The following is a 12215-nucleotide window of genomic DNA, read 5'->3' as shown; positions in this document are numbered from 1 at the left end:
TTTGCTAAAGTAAAAAATCGCTGACAAAATTAATGCTAAGACCGACGCTTATAATGCTTGCCAGATAATATCAGCGACTTGCTGGCTGGCGCGGCGATTGGCGAGCGCATGGCCTTTTTTGGCCATCGTCAAGCAGGTTTGTCTATCCAGTACAGCAAGCTCATCACTTAAACGCTTCGCTGTCAGCTCAGACTGCGGTAATAAAATCGCTGCCTCGTGTGATGTCAAGGTACGCGCATTCGCTGTTTGATGGTCATCAACGGCATGCGGTAGCGGCACAAAAATCGCAGCGATACCGACGTTTTGGATTTCGGTAACGGTCAATGCGCCTGCGCGGCAAACAATCATATCCGCCCAATTATAAGCCGCTGCCATGTCATCGATAAAGGGCTGTACGGTAAAGTGATGCGCACTTAAATTCTCACTATCATAAGCCGTTTGCGTGGCTGCGTCGTTATTACGACCACACTGATGACGCACTTCAAAAGGACGGTCTATTAATGCCAGCGCTTTTGGTACGATTTCGTTTAAAACTTGCGCACCAAGTGAGCCGCCTACGACCAACAACTTAAGTGGTGAGCTATCAGTGACATCATAACGCTCAGTCGGTTCGGCAACCCCCGTAATGGCGTTACGCACTGGATTGCCAACCGTTTCAAGCTTAGCATCAAGCTGACTATTCGCAAAGGTATTCTCAAATGCTTGTAATACTTTAGTGGCCATCTTAGCCAAATAACGATTACTCATACCAGCAATGGCATTTTGCTCGTGAATAATCAGCGGTGTTTTGGTCAGACGCGCCGCAATCCCACCGGGTGCAGTCACATAACCGCCAAAGCCAACGACAATATCAATCTGATTGTTGCGAATGACTTTGATGGCGGCCATGGTAGCTGAGAGTAAGGTAACCGGCAATTTTAGTAAGCGCCCTAGCCCTTTACCGCGCAGGCCCTGCATATCGATAGCATGAAACTGATACCCAGTCGGCGCAACCAAGCCATTCTCCATACCGTTTGGCGTCCCTAACCAATGGATAATAGCACCGCGCTCGGTTAGTGCTTCGGCCACGGCAAGCGCTGGAAATACGTGCCCACCTGTGCCAGCAGCCATCATCAATATATGCGGTGTTTTCATGAACGTCTGCCTATCTTTTCTTTATTTATATGAAGGGTTTGTCAGCCTGCAGTCATATCGATCGTTAGAGAATACTGACACTGTAAAAGCCCGCATAGTATAGAGGAAATCAATGTCTTATATACAGTAATTTCTGGTTTACCAATAACAAAAATCCAAGCCGTGAGCAATCGCGACTTGGCTTTGTTGATGACTTAGATTGAAGGGTAAAACGTCAATGCTTAACGGCGTTTTAAAATACGAGTTTTACCCAGTAATGAGATGCCTTTATAGCCACGTAGCTTCAGCGTATCGCCTTGTAATTCTGCTTTTCCAGAAAAGGTTCTGCCAGTCTCTGGCTCAATACCGCTACCATTGACATATTTATTAGGATCGTTAGCATCTGGCTCTAAATCCCACAGCACCGTCGCTCCCGTCAAAGGCTTGTTTTTAAATTTACCTTTACATTCATCACAGACTTTTTTATTTTTGGCACGAGGGTCCAAAATCTCAACAATTTTGGCCGAAAGCTTACCGTTGCTTTCAGAAAACCTTAACACCGCATCGGGATTACCACTATCGTTGTAAGTGGTCCATTTGGTATTGTTGAGTTGGTCTGCTGCACTGGCACTAAAACCCAATGCTAGGCCTGCGGTAAGTAAGAGTGATTTTGCAAATGTATTCATAGTACGTCCTTGTGTTATGAAAGAGTTGATACAGTGCTTGGTATCATCTTATAGCTCGATAATACTGTCCTATCATATAAAATTATGATAAATAATCAAGATATCTTAGCATAATTATTAGGTTTTTTATGAACATAAGTTTCTTTTCAATCACTCTTTTCTTACTACTAAAGCTTGATAGCTTTACAGTTTAATAATTATAAAGGTTAATGACTATTTAGCTCAAATAACTGTTTATTTGAAATAGCTATTGAACTTAGACAGCCAATTTATTTTCAATCGCTACGATAAAGTCTGTACCAATATCGGTGCCACATTGGTCATCAATCTCACGTACGCAAGTTGGACTAGTGACGTTAATCTCCGTAATACGGCCACCGATTAAGTCTAAGCCGACGAACATTAGTCCTTTTTCTTTGACGATTGGCGCGACCACTTCTGCGACTTGACGCTCAACGTCAGTCAGCGGCATAGCCACACCGCTACCGCCGGCAGCCAGATTACCACGGGTCTCGCCTTTGGTAGGAATACGCGCCAAGCTATAATCGATTACCACGCCATCGACGATTAGCACGCGCTTATCGCCTTGTTTGATCTCTGGTAAATAACGCTGTGCCATAATTGGCAAGGTCTCAAGCTCAGTTAATATCTCCAGCGTCACTCCAATGTTTGGGCTATCAGCAGTCAAACGAAAAATACCAGTACCGCCCATACCATCTAACGGCTTGACGATAACGTCTTGCTGTTCAGCGATAAACTTGCGAATATGCGCTTGTTTACTGGTCACAATCGTTGGGCTCATATAGTCGCTAAACCAAGTTGCAAACAATTTCTCATTACAGTCGCGAATTGCTTGTGGGTCATTGATCACCAACACACCTGCCGATTTGGCATGATCGAGCATATAAGTCGCATAGATAAAGCGCATGTCAAACGGGGGATCTTTACGCATCAAAATCACGTCATAGTCGCTGACGGACACTGTCGCCTTGTCGCCTAGCGTATAAAAATCTTCAGGATTGCGTGCAACGGTTACTGGCTGCGCATCTATCATCAGCTGCCCACGATCCAACCATAGATCATGTATTTGGCAATAGCCCAGTGTGTGTCCTCGATCTTGTGCTGCCCACATCATCGCAAGGCTGGTGTCTTTTTTATAATTAACCCGCTCGATAGGATCCATAATGACGAGTATTTTTAGAGATTTTTTTTGCTTTTCTTGGCTCATGATAAGGCTCACTTACGTTATATTATTATTAGAATAGATTCAAACTTCAGTACCCAACTATACACCGTACTGCGCGCGGTAATGCTGCATTTTTGCCAGTTGCGTCGCATCTTTATACTGACCGCTTTGTACGTCATGGTCATCCGCTAAATAGCTGATTAAATCGTCGATATCGACGAGTGCACGTACTGGTACTTTTAGGGTCGCAGCAAGCTCTTGAATAGCAGAATGATCGCTTTGGCCTTTTTCTTTACGATCGAGGGCCACTATAATACCGGCCACACTAGCACCTGCTTGCTCTAAAATATCGACCACTTCGCGCATCGCTGTGCCCGCCGTAATCACATCGTCAAGTACCCAAACGGCTTTGCCACTGACATCAGCACCTACCAAATTACCCCCTTCACCGTGGGTTTTGGCTTCTTTACGGTTATAACCCCATTCGGCATTAATGCCATGATGCAGCCATAACGCTTGCGCGGTTGCAGCCACAAATGGAATGCCTTTATAGGCCGCACCAAAAATGACCAGCTCTTGCTGCTCTGCACCGTTATTGTTAGCTGCCATCTGTTCGGCCATTTTCTCAGCCAAAGCATCTGCATAACCACGTGCTAGTAATGACAACATCTCACCCGTTGCCAGCAAGCCAGCATTAAAAAAATACGGACTGATACGACCAGACTTGAGCACGAACTCACCAAACTTCAGGACTTGGTTGTCTAAGGCCAATTGAATGAATTGATGAGATGAAAACGTGGAGTCTTGAGAGCGTGCTACGTGAGACATTATGACATTCCTATCAGCAAAAAGAGGGGCGAAAAACTGGCATTATTGTACGCATTATTGATCAGCTTGACCAACCATTGATCTCATAATCCTGCATATTGGCATAGCGAGTCAGTAAGCCACTACGTGATGAGACATTAAAATAGCTTTGGCCATCGTTCCGTACTTGTATCTCCCAGCCTAAATGATAAGCGGCAACAATGATATGCCCAGCAAATATGCGCATCTGACGATAAGCATGGCGCTGGGCGGGCTCACAAACAATTTGGCTAAGCAGATAGCTGCGTACATGCTGACAGATTTGCGCAGCGCTATAGCTATGATTGATGCTTTTGCGCGTACTACATTGCTTTAGGGCATGAACGGCGACACTACACGCCATAATATCCGTCGCCAAACTGCCCTCGCCTGTCTCAAACTGCTGCGGCTGCAAAACCACTTGCCAATCATCGGCATAGAGGCTGTTGAGTAATTCATCAGGATTATAGCGTTTGGTCAATGCACGCAGCGACGCTGAAGTGCTTTTGGTGCTCTTATTAATCTTGTTCGGATCGCTCTGTAGCGGACTATCCGCAAGCGTAAAACCGTAACGATGCAGTTTTGGATAAGCACGAAGTACTTGCTGAATATCTGACATGTCCAACAAAGTCATATCGGTTAATGGCGATAATAATGGCTGCTCGCTATGATTGTGATAAAAGCTGTCGGGAAACTCAACAAGTTGGGCGGCATTGAGTAATGACAAATGCTCAGTCAGCGCCTCTGAGGCAATAAGCGCCCACTTCGATAGTGTCGCCTCATTAGGCTGATAAAAGCGCGCAGAATTCCCATAAAGCCGTCGTAATTGACCATTTAAGCGTCGAGCAGGTTCTGGGATATCACTTAACGGACGTGCAGGATCAAGGGGCGATTGACTGGGATCAAAATTGGGATGGACGATTGCAGGCTGCTGTGAATCAGCTAGCATAGATGATTGCTCAGCCTTTTTTTGCACATGGTTTTCTGCCAGCTTATCGCCTATTGCTGCGCGTTCAGCACTGGGTAAGCGATCATCAGAAGTAGAAGGCTGGGTCATGAAATCTCCATAAACTATAAAACATAAAAACAATTCTAATTAAATCAAACTATCATCTTACTCTTGATAACTCAAAATATCACGATAACCTGCTTGCCAGTCAGGATAATTGAGCCAAGCTAACGGAATGTTGCTATGTAAGCGTTTCCCCGTAACCGCTGTTTTTTTATCATCAATAGCAGGAGGCGTCTCTCCTATCTGCTCACTTAGCCAAACGCCTAGCTCAAAAGTCGTGACTGGCGCATAGTCAGTGGCGATATAAAGGGGCTTTGGTGCGTCGATGGTCAGGACATTGGTGATAATATTGACCAAATCACGATCCATAATACGATTACTCCAGTGCGCTGCTGCAACGGGCTCTTTCTGTGGCTCACGGGCTTTACGCAGGCGCATGAGACGCTCGCGTCCGTAAATTCCGCTCGGACGAATGATAATGGCTTTATTACTAAAACCTTGTTGCAACGCTTGTTCTGCTTGCAATATCACTTTGGAAGCTTCACGCTCAGGCGTAACAGGCGCAGTATTTTCATCAATCCATTCGCCACTATCCTGCCCATAAACACCCGTTGAGGAAATAAAAACAACGCGCACAAGGCTGGTTAGCTTATCCGCAAGCTCTGCTAAATGTTGATTAATCGCCAAGTAACTGTCGTGATAACTGCTGGTTGAATACTCATCAGGAGTGACGATAATTGCAATATGAGTAAATTCTTGCAGCTGCTCAGCGCTAAGTGTCAACGCATCAGCTTGCATAAACTTTGCATTACTATTCAAATCATAATGTTCGCGTTTACTGCGGGCAAGACCTGTGACCGATAAACCGTCCTCAGCAAGTTTATTAGTGACTGGCAATCCGATATCACCTTGTCCGATAATCAGTAAATTTTGCGTACTCATTTTATATCCTTAAAAATAGCGTCTGTATGACAATTGCACATCGTCATTGGCATCGACGCGATCTTGCCAGTCGTAGTTGGCATTGATGCGTAATGCTTGTTTTTTATCGATATCGTATTGCAGACCTAACGTTGAGACCGGCTGCCAGTAGTGACCGCGAGCGTTAGAGTCATCACTGCTGCCATGATACCAATATGGCAATTGCAATTCAGCCTGCGCGCGTAACTGATTGTTAATCTGATAACGGCAACCAGCATTCACGCCTGCACCTACTCGAAAGCCTTTATTGATACCGCGCCCTGCTTGCCCCGTGCCTGATAGCAATGCGTAACATAGCTGCGGCGGCATCTCGCCAGTACCAGCGCTTGGCGTACCAAACGCCCACGACCAGCCCGTCTCATAGCCCACGCTCCCGACCAAATGATCGCTGCCAGCTTGCTGTGAGCCATCGTTTACTCGGGTTGCCTCGACACTGACACCCCAAGTTTTGCCTTGCTTAGCGCTATTTACTGGGTTAAATGAGCGGCCACGCAGCAGTGTAATGTTCTGCAAGACTACGCTGTCCGGCTGTTTATTGTTACTGTTGTCATCATTATCATAAAAGCGTAGCGTCGCTGCCAGCCCTTCTAAATTAAAAAACTGTGAAAACCCAGTGGTACGATCAAGGGTGTCATGAAAACCTGCACGCACACCCACATCGATATAGTTATTGTCACCGCGTTGTCCGACACCAATCTGTGCCATTTGCAATGGATGTCTATCTATTGGGTTATTGTTCGAAGCGACGATAGGCAGGTTGCGTATGGTTTGACCATCTGCTGACATACTGGATGCTGGATTGCGCTCTGCAGATTTGATCTCTTGGGCTGCCTCTTTAGGCAATGGCTGATAACCTAGCTTAGCGGCGACCTTGGCTTGATTGAGCGCGGCTTGACGCACAGTATCATCAGCTGGCGTATAACTAGGGTTTGCCAGTAAGTCTTCTTCATTAAGCAGCTGAATGACGTCAGAAGGTACGACGGCATAAGGCAGTCGGCTTAATAAATGCTGCTGTGGGCGCACGACGTCGATAAGACGTAAAACCTCAGAGGCGCAATTATCGGTGGTGAAGTAATACGGTAACTCTAACCCTTTGGTCTCCCAAACATGCAACATGATTTGCTGCACCTCGCTTGGGGTCAAATTCAACTGATACGTCCACGCATCACGCTCATCGTCTTTGAGATACTTCGCCAGCTTTTCTGGATAAGGATCGATTTCGATGGCGTTATCATAGCCACCTGTCATAGATTTGAAAGCATAAATCAAAAAGCTGTCGTCTGGATCACCATCGACCGTATAATTCAGCGCGTAGGCATGATGAATCTGACTGGGATCAGCCACACTGGCCTTTGAGTCAATACGCAATAAAGTATGGGCAAAGGCTGATATAGGATTGTCCAAATACTCTTCGGCAAACATAATAGACAGCTGCTCGGGCGCTAGTGTTTGCATCCACTCATTCAGCTCTGGACACTCAGCTTGCCAGTTTGTCTTATCAATATTTAGCGTATCAGTCAGCCATTGAACGCGCGCTGGGAAACGACAGAGCACCGAGTTATTAGCGGTATTGTTTTTAATCGCTGTGTTTTTTTTAACGGTCGTGTTAGGCGTCGGCGCTAATTCTTCAGCAAGGGCGACCAGCAACGCATCAAGCTCTGCACCTGAGTCTTGTTGACCTTTTTCACTCAAAAAGAAGCTAGCATCCTCAACGAGACTTGTGTCTTTTTTCTTACCAATTAAGTTTTTTTGATCATCAAAGAAGTACAATAAACGTCGCCATGTCGTATGCTGAGCTAGGTTTTCTGTTTTTGCCTTCTCGCGCCACGATGCTAGCAGCTGCTCGGCAGTAATGTTGGTAATACTACTGACGTTATTATCGACACCGCTAGTAGTTTTATTGGTGCGTGGCTGATCAGTGACATCTTTATTTGAGGTGCTATTTGGCTTGATGTTATTATCTAGCTCAGCATCAGCTTTGTTATCCAACGCTAACGCGCCTGTGGTCACAAGCTCTGCTGGCGTTGGCAAAAATGCCTGCGCTTGTGCCGTCAGCAACAGACCTGCAACCATTAATGGTAAACGCGCGCGCCTGCTCATCTTCGTTGGCGTATAATCTGTCGTCAACAGGTTGGAGTGCACCACAAGGTTTGAATATATAGACATGAGTAATATCTCGCACTGTAAGAGCCATACGCTTATCGCGTTATTGGGTCTATCTAATCGTCAAAAGAAGGTTATGATTAGCTGTTTTTTAAAAAATTTCGCTATTAATTAATAAAAAATTGGTAATCACGAGTATTTGCTACGCACTTATTAACCCCATAATAAAAGAGAGCACTTATGTCCATGACACCGCCAATGACTATCAAAGACGGGCGCTTATCCTCAGCCACTTGGCTTATGTCGCCGAACTATAATAAACGACCCGACAACCTGACTATTGACACCATTATCATTCACAATATTAGCCTACCACCGAATGAGTTTGGCGTCTGCGGCAGTGATGGTGTTCATTATGTAAAAGCATTATTTACCAATCAATTAGACTGGGATGCGCATCCTTATTTTCAAACCATTCAGGGCGCAGAGGTCTCAGCACATCTATTTATAGAACGTGATGGTGCTATCACACAGTTTGTAAACTTTGCCGAGCGCGCATGGCATGCAGGCAGATCCAGCTATCTTGGCCGTCCTGAATGTAATGATTATAGCATTGGCATCGAACTGGAAGGGTCAGATTTTGTGTCCTTTACCTCTGTGCAATATGACACACTTGCAGCCGTTATCGCTGCACTATATGACGCCTACCCCAAAACCCGCCGACACTTAACTGGTCATAGCGATATCGCACCGAGTCGAAAGACAGATCCTGGCGATTATTTTGACTGGGCGAAGTTGCGCGGGCTGGTAGCGCGAAAGCTGAACGACTAACCTATGACAATTAGCAAGATAGCGATTACTCATAATAACAGCAGCATTCAATTCCACATTCAATTCATTTATCTATGCTATAGATATGCCATGAAAATGCTATAATCCGTCAGTTTTTTGACAACAGTAAATCAGCAAACAACCATCCCTAAACAAACTAGCAGAATAGGTTCTCATGGCAAAAAGTCGGTTATTTCGTTCAACCATGGTGGTCAGTAGCATGACCATGCTGTCGCGTATTTTGGGTTTGGTACGCGATATTGTGTTATTAGGTGTCTTTGGCGCAGGTGGCCTGATGGATGCTTTTTTAGTCGCCTTTAAGATACCAAACTTTTTGCGGCGTCTGTTTGCTGAAGGCGCGTTTAGCCAAGCTTTCGTGCCAGTACTGTCCGAATACAAAGAAAAATATAGCTTACAACAGGTACAGATATTAGTCAGTCGTACCTCAGGGGCGCTGTTGTTGATTCTATCCATGCTCACCGTGGTCGTCATTTTGATGGCGCCGTGGGTAGTGACTTTATTTGCTCCTGGATTTGCTGATCAACCTGGTAAATTTGCCATCACCGCCGAGCTGCTGCGTCTTACCTTTCCCTATTTATTATTTATTTCTATGACCGCTTTTGCTAGCGGTATTCTGCAAAGCTACGGGCGTTTTGCTGCGCCCGCTTTTGCACCGGTGTTACTAAACTTGTGTATGATTGGCGGCGCATTAATTTTTGCCCCTATGTTCGATACACCGATTATGGCGCTTGGTTATGCCGTTGCAATCGCTGGTTTACTACAGCTCTTATTACAACTACCGCAGCTTTGGCAACAAAAGCTGCTGGTCGCACCCAAGGTCGACTTTCAGCACGAAGGCGTAAGACGTATTTTGAAGCTTATGCTACCTGCCATTTTTGGCGTCTCTGTCACTCAGATTAATCTGCTCCTCAATACCATTTTTGCCTCATTAATGATTGGCGGATCGGTTTCTTGGCTCTACGCGGCAGAACGTATGAGCGAGTTGCCGTTAGGACTGATTGGCGTAGCGATTGGTACAGTCATTTTGCCAAGCTTATCAAAGAGTGAGGCGCAAAAAGACGACGTTAGCTTTAAAAAGACCATCGATTGGGCAGCACGACTGATTATTTTAGTCGGTGTGCCAGCCTCAGCCGCCCTATTTATACTGGCTGATGTGCTGATGCAAGCGCTGTTTTTGCGTGGTGAATTTACCTTGCGTGATGCGCAAATGAGTTCGCTGGCGTTACGCAGTATGGCCGGTGGGATTTTAGGCTTTATGCTCATTAAAATATTTGCGCCCGCATTTTTTGCCCGTCAAGACACTAGAACGCCAGTAAAAATCGGTATCATATCGGTCTTTGCCAATATGGTTTTTAGTGTGATTTTTATCGGGATATTCTACTTTTTAGAGATACCTCTGCATGGTGGTCTTGCCCTTGCGACCACAGGAGCGGCCTTCGTAAACGCGGGCTTATTATATTATTTCTTACATAAGCGCGATATTTTCCGTTTTGGCAACCATTGGAAAAAGCTGTTTGCCCAGTTTGCAATCTCTACCGCCTCTATGGTTGCCATCCTTTATATCATGTTGCCCTACTTCCCAGCCGACGAGGCTCAGTGGCGACGTATCGCGGCTCTGCTCATTATGTGTGCAGTAGGTGCTTTGGTTTATGGGGTGGTATTACTAGCAACAGGCTTCCGTCCACGTCAGCTAAAGCATGGCTAATTTATCTGTGAATGTTGAATAAATGACTTACTAAACCAAAACAAGCTTAATATGAGAATTGACAGTGAATGCCGCTGATAGTTGCCATAATTGTTTATTGATAAATAAATAAAATCTGAGGGTTACTATGACAATCAAGCATTCGATGCTGCAACGCTTACCAATGCTAATAACCGCTGGTGTATTGAGCACTGGATTGCTCATCAGTGGTTGTAGCAACAACGATAATGTAGAAACAGATGGCGCAAACACAGCAAGCGATACAGCCGCCATCGCTGACAACCCTGAAATCGATGCAGCCAATCAAACGGCAGGCGTTGATACGAAGAGCACGGTTGCAGGCGAGCAAATGACTGATAGCGCTGAAGACGAAACAGCTATTGATAGTGACAATATTAACCCTGTGATAAGCGCAGATAAAGAAAACGCCAAGCAGCCAAGCTTAGTCACTAACCCGACTCAATCTGGTACGCCAGAAGACACGGTTAAGCAAGCATTAGATAGCTTATATCAAGGTGACGTGAAAAAATCAGCCGGATACTATAAAGTAGACATGGCAAACTTTGAAGCAGAGCTTGCTAAGACGCAATCTGCTTTTCAGCAAACCGTCGATGGTGTTACTATCCTTGATACGACATATAATGCTGATAAAACTCGTGCAACCATCACTGGTGAGCTGATGCTAAAGGGTCAGAGTGAGCCCGCACCCTTGACTTATGAATTGCAAAAAATAGCGGGGCAATGGAAAATTTTGGGTTAAGACGCCACCCTGTATTCTTCCATGAGCAATTTAGAAAAAACCACTTTTTTAAAGTGGCTTTTTTGGCAATACTTTATCTCAATCTCACAACAATTCATCTGCTGTCACTGCTTTACCTAGCATCACGACATCAGCGATAAACCCTTCCATATCGCAAACTTTTGGCATGTAGCCCCACTGCTCAAAGCCAAACTTACGGAACAGTCCTAAGCTTGGCTGATTATGGGCGAACACAAGGGCGACGATATTGTTAATACCGAGGCTTGGCGCTTGTGTCATCATCCAGCGTATCAGCGAGCTACCCAAGCCCTGCCCATGATAGTCCTGATGTAGATAAATACTAATCTCACTGCTGATATGATAGGCCATACGTGCGTACAGATCACTATAGCTGCCCCACGCCACTATCAGTGCTGACGCTGTTTGCTCTGCGCTTTCGCCAGCCGTCGCCACTGCTCTCACGACATAAATAGGTCGAGTAGCACTATTTAAATGCTCATCAAACCAAGCCTCGCGCTCTTCACAAGTCACGTGTGTCAGATTGGCCGTTGCTTGTTTGCCCGCGATGCTTTGATTATAAATAGCCAAAATTTCTGATAAATCGTTCTGACTTGCACGCTCGACAACGAACGAATCGTTTAGATTATATTTTGATAAAATAGGCGGTATAGTAGTCAGGGCAACGTCAGTCATAATATCTCCATCGTTAATGGCGTGGTTGGTAATAGCTGCTGGTAAGTGACAATCATTAAGTGCTGTCCATCTGCAATAATGTTGGTAAATGAACTATCTATTTAATTGATACAGCAGTGATAAATAATGATACTTATCGCCTCTTACTTCGATTATGGAAGGACTATAGGATGTTAGTAGGGCTATTTTACTTTATAATGGCTGCTTTTAGACACATCGATTTTTAGTATAGGTGTGTTTTTTCGTTTTTTATCTGGTCTTATCATAGCTGAAAACTT

Annotated in this window: 11 protein-coding genes; 3 read left to right on the top strand and 8 right to left on the bottom strand. The window is 45.1% G+C overall.

Annotated features, from left to right (window positions below):
* Positions 1-48: 48 nt before the first annotated feature.
* The 7 genes from murG to CXF65_RS12760 all read right to left on the bottom strand — a co-directional run bounded on the left by murG (position 49) and on the right by CXF65_RS12760 (position 7990).
* Complete coding sequence (gene murG / locus CXF65_RS12790; RefSeq protein WP_025652409.1) at positions 49-1134, bottom strand: undecaprenyldiphospho-muramoylpentapeptide beta-N-acetylglucosaminyltransferase; 1086 nt, start codon at positions 1132-1134, stop codon at positions 49-51.
* 221 nt (positions 1135-1355) lie between these two features.
* Positions 1356-1799 (bottom strand): DUF2147 domain-containing protein, encoded by a 444-nt coding sequence (locus CXF65_RS12785; protein ID WP_101212355.1) that lies wholly within the window; start codon positions 1797-1799, stop codon positions 1356-1358.
* Between the two features lie 256 nt (positions 1800-2055).
* Positions 2056-3027, bottom strand: a complete 972-nt coding sequence (gshB, locus tag CXF65_RS12780) for a glutathione synthase (protein WP_101212353.1) — start codon at positions 3025-3027, stop codon at positions 2056-2058.
* A 57-nt stretch (positions 3028-3084) separates the two neighbouring features.
* The gene (gene pyrE / locus CXF65_RS12775) at positions 3085-3813 is read right to left on the bottom strand and encodes an orotate phosphoribosyltransferase (protein WP_101212351.1); all 729 of its coding nucleotides are present in this window, start codon (positions 3811-3813) and stop codon (positions 3085-3087) included.
* Between the two features lie 61 nt (positions 3814-3874).
* Positions 3875-4888: a hypothetical protein gene (locus tag CXF65_RS12770; RefSeq protein WP_101212349.1), complete on the bottom strand. Its 1014-nt coding sequence runs from the start codon at positions 4886-4888 to the stop codon at positions 3875-3877.
* Between the two features lie 57 nt (positions 4889-4945).
* Complete coding sequence (locus CXF65_RS12765; protein WP_101212347.1) at positions 4946-5785, bottom strand: SDR family oxidoreductase; 840 nt, start codon at positions 5783-5785, stop codon at positions 4946-4948.
* 9 nt (positions 5786-5794) lie between these two features.
* Complete coding sequence (locus tag CXF65_RS12760; RefSeq protein ID WP_198552009.1) at positions 5795-7990, bottom strand: DUF4105 domain-containing protein; 2196 nt, start codon at positions 7988-7990, stop codon at positions 5795-5797.
* A 177-nt stretch (positions 7991-8167) separates the two neighbouring features.
* On the opposite strand from CXF65_RS12760, the gene ampD reads away from it, so the two are divergent.
* The 3 genes from ampD (at position 8168) to CXF65_RS12745 (ending at position 11244) form a co-directional block, all read left to right on the top strand.
* On the top strand, positions 8168-8758 hold the full coding sequence (gene ampD, locus CXF65_RS12755; protein WP_101212343.1) for a 1,6-anhydro-N-acetylmuramyl-L-alanine amidase AmpD: 591 nt from the start codon (positions 8168-8170) through the stop codon (positions 8756-8758).
* A 175-nt stretch (positions 8759-8933) separates the two neighbouring features.
* Positions 8934-10484 (top strand): murein biosynthesis integral membrane protein MurJ, encoded by a 1551-nt coding sequence (murJ, locus tag CXF65_RS12750; RefSeq protein ID WP_025652401.1) that lies wholly within the window; start codon positions 8934-8936, stop codon positions 10482-10484.
* Positions 10485-10611: 127 nt separating this feature from the next.
* Positions 10612-11244: a hypothetical protein gene (locus CXF65_RS12745; RefSeq protein WP_101212341.1), complete on the top strand. Its 633-nt coding sequence runs from the start codon at positions 10612-10614 to the stop codon at positions 11242-11244.
* 84 nt (positions 11245-11328) lie between these two features.
* Here CXF65_RS12745 and CXF65_RS12740 read toward each other — a convergent pair whose 3' ends face one another.
* Positions 11329-11937 (bottom strand): GNAT family N-acetyltransferase, encoded by a 609-nt coding sequence (locus CXF65_RS12740; RefSeq protein WP_025652399.1) that lies wholly within the window; start codon positions 11935-11937, stop codon positions 11329-11331.
* Positions 11938-12215 lie beyond the last annotated feature (278 nt).

The organism is Psychrobacter sp. Sarcosine-3u-12 (assembly GCF_002836005.1).
Lineage (GTDB): Bacteria > Pseudomonadota > Gammaproteobacteria > Pseudomonadales > Moraxellaceae > Psychrobacter > Psychrobacter okhotskensis.
Note: the sequence above shows the minus strand (reverse complement) of the source record. Positions and strands in the feature narration are given on the sequence as shown.

What these genes read in the sequence shown, in the direction of transcription:
- CXF65_RS12760 (WP_198552009.1), bottom strand. Translation starts at nt 7,990, where the DNA reads ATGTCTATATATTCAAACCTTGTGGTGCACTCCAACCTGTTGACGACA.
- pyrE (WP_101212351.1), bottom strand. Translation starts at nt 3,813, where the DNA reads ATGTCTCACGTAGCACGCTCTCAAGACTCCACGTTTTCATCTCATCAA.
- ampD (WP_101212343.1), top strand. Translation starts at nt 8,168, where the DNA reads ATGTCCATGACACCGCCAATGACTATCAAAGACGGGCGCTTATCCTCA.
- gshB (WP_101212353.1), bottom strand. Translation starts at nt 3,027, where the DNA reads ATGAGCCAAGAAAAGCAAAAAAAATCTCTAAAAATACTCGTCATTATG.
- CXF65_RS12765 (WP_101212347.1), bottom strand. Translation starts at nt 5,785, where the DNA reads ATGAGTACGCAAAATTTACTGATTATCGGACAAGGTGATATCGGATTG.
- murG (WP_025652409.1), bottom strand. Translation starts at nt 1,134, where the DNA reads ATGAAAACACCGCATATATTGATGATGGCTGCTGGCACAGGTGGGCAC.
- CXF65_RS12770 (WP_101212349.1), bottom strand. Translation starts at nt 4,888, where the DNA reads ATGACCCAGCCTTCTACTTCTGATGATCGCTTACCCAGTGCTGAACGC.
- murJ (WP_025652401.1), top strand. Translation starts at nt 8,934, where the DNA reads ATGGCAAAAAGTCGGTTATTTCGTTCAACCATGGTGGTCAGTAGCATG.
- CXF65_RS12785 (WP_101212355.1), bottom strand. Translation starts at nt 1,799, where the DNA reads ATGAATACATTTGCAAAATCACTCTTACTTACCGCAGGCCTAGCATTG.
- CXF65_RS12745 (WP_101212341.1), top strand. Translation starts at nt 10,612, where the DNA reads ATGACAATCAAGCATTCGATGCTGCAACGCTTACCAATGCTAATAACC.
- CXF65_RS12740 (WP_025652399.1), bottom strand. Translation starts at nt 11,937, where the DNA reads ATGACTGACGTTGCCCTGACTACTATACCGCCTATTTTATCAAAATAT.